12 protein-coding genes are annotated in these 12,232 nt (G+C 61.6%); 6 read left to right on the plus strand and 6 right to left on the minus strand.

The window, feature by feature from the left end:
- Nucleotides 1–28: 28 nt before the first annotated feature.
- Nucleotides 29–733 (minus strand): tRNA (guanine(46)-N(7))-methyltransferase TrmB, encoded by a 705-nt coding sequence (gene trmB / locus AC0V6T_RS15480; RefSeq protein WP_486128330.1) that lies wholly within the window; start codon nucleotides 731–733, stop codon nucleotides 29–31.
- 121 nt (nucleotides 734–854) lie between these two features.
- Between trmB and AC0V6T_RS15485 the strand changes: the two genes are divergently transcribed.
- Nucleotides 855–2,063 (plus strand): mechanosensitive ion channel family protein, encoded by a 1,209-nt coding sequence (locus AC0V6T_RS15485; RefSeq protein ID WP_486128332.1) that lies wholly within the window; start codon nucleotides 855–857, stop codon nucleotides 2,061–2,063.
- Between the two features lie 64 nt (nucleotides 2,064–2,127).
- Here the strand turns inward: AC0V6T_RS15485 and ctrA are convergent, their stop codons facing one another.
- The 3 genes from ctrA to lptB all read right to left on the minus strand — a co-directional run bounded on the left by ctrA (nucleotide 2,128) and on the right by lptB (nucleotide 5,475).
- Nucleotides 2,128–2,823, minus strand: a complete 696-nt coding sequence (gene ctrA / locus AC0V6T_RS15490) for a response regulator transcription factor CtrA (protein ID WP_007165505.1) — start codon at nucleotides 2,821–2,823, stop codon at nucleotides 2,128–2,130.
- A gap of 207 nt (nucleotides 2,824–3,030) precedes the next feature.
- Nucleotides 3,031–4,536: an RNA polymerase factor sigma-54 gene (gene rpoN / locus AC0V6T_RS15495; protein WP_486128334.1), complete on the minus strand. Its 1,506-nt coding sequence runs from the start codon at nucleotides 4,534–4,536 to the stop codon at nucleotides 3,031–3,033.
- A gap of 138 nt (nucleotides 4,537–4,674) precedes the next feature.
- On the minus strand, nucleotides 4,675–5,475 hold the full coding sequence (gene lptB, locus AC0V6T_RS15500) for an LPS export ABC transporter ATP-binding protein (RefSeq protein ID WP_486128336.1): 801 nt from the start codon (nucleotides 5,473–5,475) through the stop codon (nucleotides 4,675–4,677).
- Between the two features lie 194 nt (nucleotides 5,476–5,669).
- Here lptB and AC0V6T_RS15505 point away from each other — a divergent pair, with 194 nt between their 5' ends.
- Together AC0V6T_RS15505 and AC0V6T_RS15510 are read left to right on the plus strand one after the other, a co-directional pair.
- A complete protein-coding gene (locus tag AC0V6T_RS15505; protein WP_486128338.1) occupies nucleotides 5,670–6,041 on the plus strand; it encodes a hypothetical protein in 372 nt (123 codons plus the stop codon).
- A gap of 78 nt (nucleotides 6,042–6,119) precedes the next feature.
- Nucleotides 6,120–7,496: a mechanosensitive ion channel domain-containing protein gene (locus AC0V6T_RS15510; RefSeq protein ID WP_486128340.1), complete on the plus strand. Its 1,377-nt coding sequence runs from the start codon at nucleotides 6,120–6,122 to the stop codon at nucleotides 7,494–7,496.
- A gap of 9 nt (nucleotides 7,497–7,505) precedes the next feature.
- Here the strand turns inward: AC0V6T_RS15510 and AC0V6T_RS15515 are convergent, their stop codons facing one another.
- Entirely contained in the window at nucleotides 7,506–8,075 is a 570-nt protein-coding gene (locus AC0V6T_RS15515; RefSeq protein ID WP_486128342.1) for a hypothetical protein, read from the minus strand.
- 89 nt (nucleotides 8,076–8,164) lie between these two features.
- On the minus strand, nucleotides 8,165–8,695 hold the full coding sequence (gene ppa, locus AC0V6T_RS15520; RefSeq protein ID WP_040464438.1) for an inorganic diphosphatase: 531 nt from the start codon (nucleotides 8,693–8,695) through the stop codon (nucleotides 8,165–8,167).
- A 98-nt stretch (nucleotides 8,696–8,793) separates the two neighbouring features.
- On the opposite strand from ppa, the gene hisS reads away from it, so the two are divergent.
- The 3 genes from hisS (at nucleotide 8,794) to prmC (ending at nucleotide 12,044) form a co-directional block, all read left to right on the plus strand.
- Nucleotides 8,794–10,029 carry a histidine--tRNA ligase gene (gene hisS, locus AC0V6T_RS15525; protein ID WP_486128344.1) on the plus strand — a complete coding sequence of 412 codons (1,236 nt, stop codon included), beginning with the start codon at nucleotides 8,794–8,796 and terminating at the stop codon, nucleotides 10,027–10,029.
- A 126-nt stretch (nucleotides 10,030–10,155) separates the two neighbouring features.
- Complete coding sequence (prfA, locus tag AC0V6T_RS15530; protein ID WP_486128346.1) at nucleotides 10,156–11,223, plus strand: peptide chain release factor 1; 1,068 nt, start codon at nucleotides 10,156–10,158, stop codon at nucleotides 11,221–11,223.
- Nucleotides 11,220–12,044, plus strand: coding sequence for a peptide chain release factor N(5)-glutamine methyltransferase (gene prmC, locus AC0V6T_RS15535; protein WP_486128348.1), 825 nt, complete (start codon nucleotides 11,220–11,222; stop codon nucleotides 12,042–12,044). The genes prfA and prmC overlap by 4 nt, the downstream gene beginning before the upstream one ends.
- Nucleotides 12,045–12,232: the final 188 nt, after the last annotated feature.

Genomic DNA, 12,232 nt, shown 5'->3' on the forward strand with positions numbered 1-12,232 from the left:
CGCTCGCCCGCAAATGTCGGGAGTGCGCTCACCCGCGTCGGCGGAACCTGAAGTACCAGACCTCGTGCCCGAATTTCTCGCGCGCTTTTTGCTCATAGCGTGTCTCGCACCAGCCAGAGGGGCGTTCCTGCCAGCTCTTCGGACCGGTTGCGACCCATTCGAACTCGTTGGTGAAGCGCTGCATGACCATGAGGGCGTGGCGGACATAGACCGGGTGATCGGTGCCGAAACGAAACTCGCCGCCCGGCTTTATCTTGTCTGCAATCAGGCGAACCGGCCCATCGTTCATCATGCGCCGCTTAGCGTGCTTGTTCTTGGGCCAGGGGTCAGGGTGAAGCAGGTAGGCCATCGTCAGCGCGCCATCGGGAATGCGCTTTAAGACCTCGATCGCGTCGCCGTGATGGATGCGCACGTTCGCGAGGCGGCCTTCCTCGACTTGGGTGAGCGCCTGCGCAACGCCGTTCAGGAATGGCTCGGCACCGATGAAGCCATGGTTGGGTAACAGGTCGGCGCGGTAAGCCATGTGCTCGCCTCCGCCGAAGCCGATCTCGAAATGAAGCGGGCAATCCTCACCAAACAGGGTCTGCGCGGTCACCGGGCCCTCTTCTGGCACGCTGATCTGCGGCAGCAACTTGTCGACCAATGCCTGCTGCTTTGCACGCAGCGGCTTGCCGACGCTGCGCCCGTACAGACGGCTGAGAGTGGTGGGGTCGCCTTCCTTGAATGCGGTCATGGCGCGCTCGCTAATAGCGCAGGCAGCCGCTTGTCCAGCCCCATCTCGCAGCCAGCAATCGGAGGCGCTGGGGATACTTCCCCTTGAGGGGCACGGCGACATGCCTATATCGCGCGGGCTAATGGAACAGCTCCTCGAAACCTTCTACGCACAGCCGCTCTGGCTCCAGTCGTTGCTGGGCCTGACGTTGCTCTTCACCGCCGCGTTGCTGGTGAACTATGTCCTCAAACATGTGATCCTGCGTATCGCCGCGCCGTATCTCGACCGGAAGACCAAGACGATCGACAAGGCGGCTGCATGGCTTGCCACCGCCGCGCCATTGCTCATCATTTCGCGCGGGATCGCGTTGGTCCCCAACCTGCCGGATGAGGTCTACACGCTGGTCCGCAACTCCGCGCAGGCGCTGATCGTGATTTCGGTCGCGATGGCGATCGTGAAGGGGCTGACTTACGCAAACGAGCTGTATGAGCGCCTTCCGCGATCCAAGAACCGTCCGATCAAGGGGTTTGTTCAGGTCGTGAAGATCGTCGTGCTGTGCGGCGCAGCGATTATCCTCATTTCCGTTCTGATCGACGAATCTCCGCTTCTCTTGCTTTCGGGTCTTGGCGCTGTGACGGCGGTGCTGCTGCTGGTGTTCAAGGACACGATCCTCAGCCTAGTTGCGAGCGTTCAGCTGACCACCAACGATATGCTGCGCGTCGGAGATTGGATCACGATGCCCAGCATGGGCGCGGATGGCGACGTGATCGACATCTCGCTTCACACGGTGAAGGTCCAGAATTTCGACAAGACCATCGTCACCATCCCGACCCATCGGCTGGTGTCCGATAGCTACCAGAACTGGCGCGGAATGAGCGAGAGCGGTGGGCGCCGGATCAAACGCTCCATCGCATTGGACCAAAACTCGGTGCGCTTCCTGAGCGATGAGGAAGTGGTGGACCTCAAGAAATTCAAGATGCTCAAGGACTATCTCGTCGCGAAGCGCGAGGAGATCGCCGAGTGGAACGCGAAAGAACTTGCCGGCGAAGATGCGCCGGTCAATGCGCGGCGGCTGACCAATATCGGCACATTGCGGGCCTATATCGCCGCCTATCTCGAATGGCATCCGCGGATCGATGAAAAGTTCACACTGATGGTCCGCCAATTGCCGTCGGGACCGCAAGGTCTGCCCTTGGAGGTGTATTGCTTCACCGACACGACGTCATGGCCGATCTACGAAGGCATACAGGCGGACATTTTCGACCACCTCGTTGCAATCCTGCCAGAGTTCGACCTGAGGCTTTTCCAGGAGCCGACGGGCAAGGATCTGGCAGAGGGCCTCGCGGCCTGATCCCTAAAACGAAAACGCCCGAGGCGCGATGCCCCGGGCGTATCGGTTACGGTGTACCGGAAGATTAGGCGGCTTCGGCCTCGTCCTGCGGATCGCGCAGCACGTAGCCGCGGCCCCAAACGGTTTCGATGTAGTTCTCACCGCCGCATGCGTGGCTGAGCTTCTTGCGCAGCTTGCAGATAAAGACGTCGATGATCTTGAGTTCGGGTTCGTCCATGCCGCCATAAAGGTGGTTTAGGAACATTTCCTTGGTCAGCGTCGTGCCCTTGCGCAGCGAAAGCAGCTCGAGCATAGCGTATTCCTTGCCGGTGAGGTGGACGCGGGCGCTGTCGACTTCGACAGTCTTCGCATCGAGGTTCACGGCGAGCTTGCCGGTGCGGATGACCGACTGCGAGTGGCCTTTCGAACGGCGCACAACAGCGTGAATGCGGGCAACCAGTTCTTCGCGGTGGAAAGGCTTGGTCACGTAATCGTCGGCACCGAAGCCAAACGAGCGGATCTTCGAATCCATCTCGGCAATGCCGGAAAGGATGAGAACCGGCGTCTGCACCTTGGCGACACGCAGCTTTTTCAGCACGTCATAACCGTGCATGTCCGGCAGGTTCAGGTCGAGCAGGATGATGTCGTAGTCATACAGCTTGCCCAGATCGAGGCCCTCTTCGCCCAGGTCGGTCGAATAGACATTGAAGCCTTCGGTCGTCAGCATGAGCTCGATAGCCTTTGCGGTTGTCGGCTCGTCTTCGATCAGCAGCACTCGCATTATACGTCCCCTAATTGCCCCTAATGGCGGACATCGTGTCGCGTGGTAACGCCTCGCTAAGAGGTGTTGCCCTCTATTAACCACACAACATCTGAACGGAAAAGGTTAACGCGTCGTAAATGGGTTACCGAAAACTTGCTGAGTTTTTTAGGTAACAGGGGGTTAGGGGCAGGTCCTACGGACAGTTAGCCCCGGATCGGAGCAATTTCAGAGCCCGGCCAGTTTCTTGGCACGGCGGCGCTGAGCGCTCGAACCGATGCCGATCGCCTCGCGATACTTGGCGACGGTGCGCCGGGCGAGGTCGAAGCCCTCCTCCTTCAGAAGATCAGCGAGCTTCTGATCGGACAGCACCTTCTTTGGGTCTTCGGCATCGGTCAGCGCCTTGATCCGTGCCTTGATCGCTTCGGACGATGCGCCTTCTCCATCGCCAGAACCACCGACACGGGCGACACCGCTTGAGAAGAAGTATTTGAGCTCGAAGCTACCCCGGTCGCAGTGCAGGTACTTGTTGCTGGTGACACGGCTGACCGTGCTTTCGTGCATATCGATCTCTTCGGCCACCTCGCGCAAGGTGAGCGGCTTCAGCTCCGACACGCCGCGGAGAAAGAAGCCTTCCTGCTGTTTCACGATTTCGGCGGCGGTCTTTAGAATTGTCTTTTGCCGCTGGTCGAGCGCGCGGATCAGCCAATGCGCGTCGGCCAGCTTCTCCTTGAGCCAGCTCTGCGCTTCGGCTCCGGGCGATCCGCTTTCGAGTTCGACATAATAACTGCGGTTCACCACCAGTCGCGGGAGCGTCGCTTCGTTGAGTTTTATGTCCCAACCTCCGCTCTCGCTGCTTGTCACGAGCACGTCTGGCACGACGGCCTCATCGCTGGCCGGTGCAAAGGCGAGGCCCGGCTTGGGATCGTATTCGCGAAGTTCGCGCAGCATATCGGAGAAGTCTTCGTCATCGACCTGGCAAAGTCGTTTCAATCGCGCGACTTCTCCCTTGGCCACGAGGTCGAGATTATCGAGCAGCGTATCCATGCACGGGTCGAGCCGGTCCGCTTCCTTAGCTTGCAGGCGCAGGCATTCAGCAAGGTCTCGCGCGCCCACGCCGGTCGGGTCGCACATCTGAACTACTTCGAGCGCGTCTTCGACGCTGTCCATATCCACACCGAGGTCCTGCGCTACTTCGCGCAGGGAGGTCGGCAAGTACCCCGCATCGTCAAGCAATCCGGCGATGTGCCGGGCGACGAAGGCTTCCTGTTCGTTGCAGGCAAGCGCGCCGATCTGCGCATCGAGATATTCGCTGAGCGACAATTCAGCCGCGCGACTGGCCTCGATCCCCGGCAGATCGTCTGCCCCGAGGCCCGAGCCGCCGGCAGAGCCCCATTCGGCATCCGACATGCGCGCGCCGTCGCCTGTCTCCCGGTCGCGGTCGATTGCGCTCACGTCGATATCCAGTGGTGCTTCGCTTTCGCCCTGCGCCTGCGCCATTAATTGGTCCGAGGTGAATTCCTCTCTCGGAATGTCGTCGGGCTCGCTCGAAGGACCGGTGTCTTCGCGCGACACGGCGCCTGCTTCGAGCAGCGGATTGCTCTCCAGCGCTTCGCCGATGAAGGTCTCGATCTCGAGGTTGGATGCCGCCAGCAGCTTGATCGCCTGCTGCAGCTGCGGCGTCATGACCAGCTGTTGTGACTGTCGAAGATCGAGGCGCGGACCCAGGGCCATCAGGATTGCTCGCTCACGCTCGGACGGTGCCTGCTCACACCAACACCCGGCCAACCTATGGAATAGCGGGTGTGGGCAGGAGCCGCCCCGGCGGACCTTGATCCGCCAAACTGCATCAGGTTGCCTCCCGCCGGGTCATCACAACGTGAAGTTCTCGCCGAGATAGAGGCGCTTCACGTTTTCGTCCGCTACGAGTTCTTGCGGCGTTCCGGCGAAGAGGACCTGTCCGCCGTAGATGATGCAGGCGCGATCGACGATATCGAGCGTCTCGCGAACATTGTGGTCGGTGATGAGGACACCGATCCCGCGCCGTTTCAGGTCTTTGACGAGGTCGCGGATGTCGCTGATCGAGAGCGGGTCGATTCCGGCGAAGGGTTCGTCGAGCAGCATGATCGAAGGCTTGGCCGCGAGCGCGCGGGCGATTTCGCAGCGGCGGCGCTCACCGCCAGACAGGGCCATGGCGGGGCTTTCGCGCAGGCGGGTCAGGCCAAATTCGCTGAGCAGGCGTTCAAGCTCATCCTTGCGAGTCGATGCGTCGGGTTCGACCATTTCGAGCACGCAATTGATGTTCTGCTCGACGGTCATCCCGCGAAAGATGCTCGTTTCCTGCGGCAGATAACCAAGCCCGAGGATCGCACGGCGATACATCGGCAGGTTGGTCACGTCTTCGCCGTCCATCAGGATTCGGCCCGAATCGGGCTTTACCAGACCCATGATCGAATAGAAACAGGTGGTCTTGCCCGCCCCATTGGGGCCGAGCAGGCCAAGCACCTCGCCTTTTCCGACGGTCAGGGAGATATCGGTCAGGACGGCGCGCTTGTCGTAGCTTTTCGCGATCGAAATGACTTCCAGACCGCCATCGGGCAGCGGGGCGGTGGCATCGACCGTTTCGGCGCTAACGGCCTGTGCGGCCTCATCGAATGTGGGGGTCTCGCTCATATCGGGCCGGTGATAGCACCCTCGCGGCGTGAGAAAAGGGAGGGCGAGCGCTTTTGCGCCCGTTTTGGCAAGATTTTTGCTTTCGAGAGCCTCAAAACGCGGCTGCGCCACGTTGCAATATGGTTATGAAGCTTGATCCTTGCGCGACTCTTTGGAATACTCAGGTCACAAACACACCGTTGGGGAGCGGACCTATGAACGATATTCTGCACGGGCAGGAAAGCCGCGCGAGCGAACGGCCGCGCGATTGGCGTAAATCCATGAGCGACCACGTCGCATGGGCCCTGCTGGTGTATACCGGTCTCCAGATCTTCATGACGGTCAAGGCGATGAGCGAGGGGCTCCCTTCGATCGTTCCCTATCTCGCCCTTGTCATTTTGGTTGCCGGCATCATCCCGGCATGCCGTTGGTTCGAACGCCGCTGGACCGGTCTCAGTGATGCCGAGGCCGCCGATGAAAACTATGCTGCAGCTTTCAAGCGCGACGCGATTGGCCTTTGGGCGCTCGCAATCCTTCTGCCGGTTGGACTGACCGCGCTCTTCAAGGCGATCTTCTCCTTCATCTGATCGTTCAATCCCGCGCCTTTGCGGGAACATCGATGCGCCTGAGTTGGTTTCTCCTTGGACACCAAGGGGACAACACCTGTGAACGCAATCCGCACTTTGATCCTTCTGGCGCTGCTGGCGCTCGCTTCTCCGGCTTATGCGCTGCTGCCTGCCGGGGACGCTGGCGGACCGGAACAAGCCGAACCCGCCAGCGCAGAGCCGCTGATCGAGCAGGCCCCCGATGAGGGCGACGATGAACGAATAGCCGAGCGGATCGAAGGCATTTTCGGAGAGCTCCCTGCCTTCGAGACTGTCGATGTCGAAGTCAGCGAGGGCGTGGTTTCGCTCACCGGCACGCTTCCCGATGCAGATACTATCGCCCGTGCGGAGGCGATTGCAAGCCGGGTTTCGGGCGTCGTCACGGTCGAGAACGGCATCGAACGCGACCTCTCGGTCGAGCAAAACCTCTCCATTTTGGGCAAGGCGTCTGAGCTCATCGAGAGCGCGCTTGCCGGACTGCCCCTGTTCCTGGTTGCGGTGGTCGTGGCGCTCGCGATTGGGACGCTCGGTTATCTGATCGCGGGGCTCGGGTTCCTATGGGACCGCATCGCGCCCAACGCGTTTCTGGGTGAGCTCATCCGCAGCGCGATCCGTTTCGTTTTCGTAGTCGGCGGCGTGGTCATCGCACTCGACATGCTGGGCGCGGGTGCCTTGCTTGGCGCGGTGCTCGGCGGGGCAGGCGTGGTCGGGATCGCGCTCGGCTTTGCGATGCGCGACACGATCGAGAATTATGTCGCGAGCCTCATGCTCAGCCTTCGCCAGCCGTTTCGCCCCAATGATCATGTCCTGATCGACGACCTCGAAGGCCGCGTCATTCGCCTCACCAGCCGCGCCACCGTGTTGATGACCCTCGAAGGCAATCACCTGCGCATCCCGAACGCACAGGTCTTCAAGGCAGTGATCCTCAATTATACTCGCAACCCTCAGCGCCGCTTCGATTTCGAGCTTGGCATCGACGCCGATGACGATCCGCGCGCGGCAATGAAGCTGGGCGGTGAGGTGCTGCGTTCGCTTGGCTTCGTGCTCGGCGACCCTGCGCCTGCTGCTCGAATCAGCAATGTGGGCGATTCGAACATTGCGATCCTGTTCCTTGGCTGGATCGACCAGAACGAGGCTGACTGGTTCAAATCGCGCAGCCTCGCCATTGCGGCTGTGAAGGATGCGCTTGAGGAAGCCGGTTTTGCCTTGCCCGAACCGATCTACCGCCTGCGCTTCGACGGGCGTACAGATCCGCTGCCCATCGGGCGCTCTGCCAGCGTAACCGAGGCAAAGCCTGCCGAGAAACCACGAGCCACGTCCGGCGCGGATGAGGACGTTCGCCCCGAAAGCGAGATCAGCGAGTTGGTTGAGGCAGAACGCCGTAGCGACGACGAACAGTCGAAAGACCTCCTCGACACCTCGCGTCCGGTGGAGTGAGCTAGCGCCTCAGCTTGATTTCGGAATGTCGCGGCAGAGGTAAGCCGTGCTGTAAGGCTCATCCCAGCACCGCTTGAGCCCTTCGAGCACGTCGAGGTTTTGGGGCCACGGCATCGAGATCGGTTGCCCGTCCGCACCGACTGCGTTGTCCCAGCCCGGCGGTTTCGGAAGCGCGGCTAGAGTGGCAATCGCAGCCTCGAACCCCTCACGATCCCGGCGCATGAACGCGATGGTCCCGTCGACATAAAGGTTCCAGGCTCGGCCCGAATTTGCCTCGTCAGCGTCGATCGCATCGAAGATCGGCATCGCCAGATCATTGCGACCCGCGAAAGCCCACATCTGCGCTTCGTGGCATGCCAAAGTCCGCAGGAGTTGAGCCTCGCGCCGGTTCTCTGGCGACAAATTGCCGCTGTTCTCGGCGCGCCAGTCTCTCAGGATCTCGGCCGCCTCGACATAGCAACCCGCATCGTAAAGCGGGCGCCATCCCTGGCCCTCCGTCTGGTCGAAGGTGACGACATCAAGCGCCAGCATGGCCTCTTTGTCGTAGGCGCAATCAGGCGCAGCCGGCTGGGCTGCCATTGCTGCCAAAAATGCAAGAAGCGCGAACACGCCGCGAGACTAGCTGCGAGCGCGGTTGTTCACAACGATCCCGCTCGCAAGGCCAGTGCTTAGCTCTTCTTCGCGCGTTCGATCGCTTCGATGACGATCTGGCGTGCTTCGGCGCGGTCGCCCCATTTGCCGACGCGCACCCACTTCTCGGCTTCCAGATCTTTGTAGTGCGTGAAGAAGTGCTCGATCTGCTGCATGATGATCGAGGGCAGATCCTTCGTTTCGCCGACATCCGAATAATACGGGAAGGTCGTGTCGACCGGCACGCAGACCAGCTTTTCATCGCCGCCATGCTCGTCTTCGAGGTTCAGCACGCCAATCGGGCGGGCCTTCACCACGCAGCCTGGAATAAAGGGCGAGCGCGCGATGACCAGCGCATCGAGCGGGTCGCCATCGGGCGAAAGCGTATGCGGCACGAAGCCGTAATTGGCGGGGTAGCGCATCGGGGTGTGCAGAATGCGGTCCACGAACAGCGCGCCCGAGGCTTTGTCGAATTCATACTTCACCGGTTCGCCGCCGGTGGGCACTTCGATGATGACATTGAGGCTTTCGGGGGGATTGTCGCCTGTCGGGATGTTGTCGATGCGCATGATTTTCTCGTTTTTGCGTAGGAGAGGAACTGATAGCCCGCGCCGTTAGCGCCGTTGCGATATTGCGGCAAGTTCGACCTTCGCCTAGTTGCGCGCTCATGAGCAAGAATACCCCTAAAGCCATTCGCGGCACACAGGACATTTTCGGTGCGGACGCGGAGGCCTTCGCGTTCGTGGTCGAGACATTCGAACGCGTGCGCAAGCTCTATCGCTTTCGCCGGGTTGAAATGCCAGTTTTCGAGAAAACGGAGGTCTTCAGCCGCGCCATCGGCGAGACCACCGATGTTGTCTCGAAAGAGATGTATTCCTTCGAGGATCGCGGCGGCGATTCGCTGACGCTGCGCCCCGAATTTACCGCCGGAATATCGCGCGCGTTTCTGACAAATGGCTGGCAACAGCACGCGCCGCTGAAGGTTGCAACCCACGGACCGCTGTTCCGCTATGAGCGCCCGCAGAAGGGCCGCTATCGCCAGTTCCACCAGATTGATGCCGAGATCATCGGCGCTGCCGAACCGCAGGCGGATGTCGAGTTGCTTGCGATGGCCGACCAGCTTTTGAAAGAGCTCGGTATTGAAGGCGTGACGCTCCACCTCAACACGCTAGGCGATGCGGAAAGCCGCGATGCGTGGCGCGCTGGGCTGATCGAGTATTTCGGCGCGGTGAAAGGCGAGCTGTCCGAAGATTCGCAGGAGCGGCTTGAGAAAAACCCGCTGCGCATCCTCGATTCCAAGGACCCACGCGACAAGGTTTTCGTCGCCGACGCGCCAAAGATCGACGCTTTCCTGTCAGACGATGCGCTGGCCTTCTTCGACGTGGTGACGAGCGGGCTGGATGCCGCAGGGGTCAAGTGGGAGCGCGCCGAAAGCCTGGTGCGCGGTCTCGATTATTATCGCCACACCGCGTTCGAGTTCATCCCGGACGAGGGTTCTGCGGCGGCAGGTGCACTGGGCAGTCAGAGCACGGTGCTGGGCGGTGGCCGCTATGACGGGCTGATGGAAAGCCTTGGCGGTCCGGCAACCCCGGCAGTGGGCTGGGCTGCGGGGATTGAGCGATTGGCGATGCTGGTCGGCGAAAAGGCCGAGGAGCCTGCCGATCTCATCATCGTGGTCGAAGATCGCAGCGAGGCGGCACTTGTCCGCGCCACCAGCGCTCTCAAATCGGCACGGCTTACAGGCTTGAGCGCGGAGATGATCGCCGAAGGATCGCCGCGCAAGCGCTATGACAAGGCAGTGAAGCGTTCACCGCGTTCAATCGTCAGCTTCGAGGAGGACGGCCACAGAGTGAGCGGCGGCGATGAAGGCGGTCCGGACCTCGAAAAAGTCTTGGGTCTCTAGCGACCTTTCCTACATGACGTGACCGGCGCTATCGTCTGCAAAAATGACCGCAAAGCGCCCACCAGTTTCCCACCCAGGACCGTGTAACATGCGGTCCACTTCTCACCCCAACCGAGCCTGAAACCCTTGCAAATCCCACCCGAACGCCTTGACCAGATCGCCAACCGCTTCGCCGAACTCGAAGCGCGCATGGCTTCGGGCACGCTTGAGGGCGAGGAGTTCGTGGCGGCGAGCCGCGACTATGCCGAGCTCGAACCGGTTGCCAAGATCGCGGGCGAGGTGAAGGCTATGCGCGAGGAGATCGAGGGGCTTGAGGAGATGCTCGCTGATCCCGAGATGAAGGCGATGGCCGAGGAAGAACTCAGCGCGATCCGCGAGGCTCTGCCTGAGAAAGAGCGCTCGCTTGCCATCGCGCTGCTGCCGCGCGACCGGGCCGATGCGAAGCCCGCGATGCTTGAAATCCGCGCCGGTACCGGAGGCGACGAGGCTGCGCTGTTCGCAGGCGACCTCTACCGCATGTACGAGAAGTACGCAGCCGAGCAGGGCTGGCGCGTCGAACCGGTCAGCATGAGCGCGAGCGAAGTCGGCGGCTTCAAGGAGATCGTCGCCAATGTGAGCGGGCAGGGCGTCTTCGCCAAGCTCAAGTTCGAAAGCGGCGTCCACCGTGTGCAGCGCGTCCCCGTCACTGAAAGCGGCGGTCGTATACACACCTCTGCAGCCACCGTCGCTGTGCTGCCTGAGCCTGACGAGGTCGATGTGCAGATCGATCCGGGCGACCTCAAGATCGACACCTATCGCGCCTCGGGCGCAGGCGGTCAGCACGTCAACACCACCGACAGCGCAATCCGCATCACGCACGAGCCGACCGGGCTCGTCGTTACCTGCCAGGACGGGCGCAGCCAGCACAAGAACCGCGAAAAGGCGATGCAGGTGCTGCGCGCGCGGCTCTACGAGAAGACCCGAGACGAAGCGCAGGGCGCAGAGGCCGAGGCTCGCAAGGCGATGGTCGGCAGCGGAGACCGCTCTGAGCGCATACGCACCTACAACTTCCCGCAGGGGCGCGTGACCGATCACCGTATCGGCCTGACGCTTCACAAGCTTGAGGAGGTGCTCGCAGGGCCGGGACTCGACGAGTTGGTCGATGCTCTGATCGCGGAGGATGAAGGCAAGCGGCTGGCGGCGCTGGCCGAGTGACCGTTTCCGAGGCTCTGCGCAAGGCTGCAAACCGGCTCGCGAACACCAGCGACACGGCAAGGCTCGACGCCGAATTGCTGATGGCCCATGCGCTTGGGGCGAGCCGGTCGAACATGCTGCTGCGGCACATGTCGGACGCAGAGCCGGAGAGCTTCGCGAGCCTTGTCGAACGCCGTGCCGCGCATGAGCCGGTGGCGCACATCACCGGCACTCAGGAGTTCTACGGGCGCGATTTCGCCGTCTCGTCGCATGTCCTGATCCCGCGCGGCGATAGCGAGACGCTTATCGACACGGTGCTTGAGAGCGCTCCAGATGCAAAACGCGTGCTCGACCTTGGCACCGGATCGGGAGCGCTGCTCATCACTGCGCTTCTCGAACTCGAAGGCGCGAGCGGGCTAGGGATAGATGCCTCTGAACCAGCGCTGGAAGTGGCCCGCAGCAACGCGCAGGCGCTTGGTTTGATCGGATCACAGGCGCGGTTCCTACTGCGCGATTGGCACGAAGAGGGATGGGACGACAATCTGGGAACATTCGACCTCATTGTGTGCAACCCGCCTTATGTCGAGGAGGGCGCCGAGCTCGACGCAGACGTGCGCGACTACGAACCGGCCTCGGCGCTGTTTGCCGGGCCCGAGGGGCTTGACGACTACCGCGTCATCATCCCGCAACTGCGCAAGCTCTTATCGGCCGAAGGCATGGCGGTCCTGGAAATTGGCGCTTCGCAAGGCGAGGCGGTGAGCAAAATCGCCACAGAACACGGATTCTGCGTGAAAATACTCAAGGATCTTGCAAATCGGCCACGCTGCGCGGTCCTTTCTTGAGGAAAACACCACAGGGGCTTGGCAAACGGGGTTCGGCTCGCTACCTCCGAATCAGGTCTCCGATCTGCGAAGGGCGCAAATCGGGTGGGCCAAGCTCCAAATTCGATGTCACACGGCCGTCAGGGCTCGCCCTCGGCCATAGGCAGCGCGGGGCGCTGCGCTCTGTCGGGCGCACAGACGAGAGGTCT

The organism is Erythrobacter sp. S158, from assembly GCF_057364915.1.

Bases quoted from the DNA above. Each gene is read 5' to 3' on its own strand.
- trmB (WP_486128330.1), bottom strand. From the start codon at position 733: ATGACCGCATTCAAGGAAGGCGACCCCACCACTCTCAGCCGTCTGTAC.
- AC0V6T_RS15485 (WP_486128332.1), top strand. From the start codon at position 855: ATGGAACAGCTCCTCGAAACCTTCTACGCACAGCCGCTCTGGCTCCAG.
- ctrA (WP_007165505.1), bottom strand. From the start codon at position 2,823: ATGCGAGTGCTGCTGATCGAAGACGAGCCGACAACCGCAAAGGCTATC.
- rpoN (WP_486128334.1), bottom strand. From the start codon at position 4,536: ATGGCCCTGGGTCCGCGCCTCGATCTTCGACAGTCACAACAGCTGGTC.
- lptB (WP_486128336.1), bottom strand. From the start codon at position 5,475: ATGAGCGAGACCCCCACATTCGATGAGGCCGCACAGGCCGTTAGCGCC.
- AC0V6T_RS15505 (WP_486128338.1), top strand. From the start codon at position 5,670: ATGAACGATATTCTGCACGGGCAGGAAAGCCGCGCGAGCGAACGGCCG.
- AC0V6T_RS15515 (WP_486128342.1), bottom strand. From the start codon at position 8,075: ATGGCAGCCCAGCCGGCTGCGCCTGATTGCGCCTACGACAAAGAGGCC.
- ppa (WP_040464438.1), bottom strand. From the start codon at position 8,695: ATGCGCATCGACAACATCCCGACAGGCGACAATCCCCCCGAAAGCCTC.
- hisS (WP_486128344.1), top strand. From the start codon at position 8,794: ATGAGCAAGAATACCCCTAAAGCCATTCGCGGCACACAGGACATTTTC.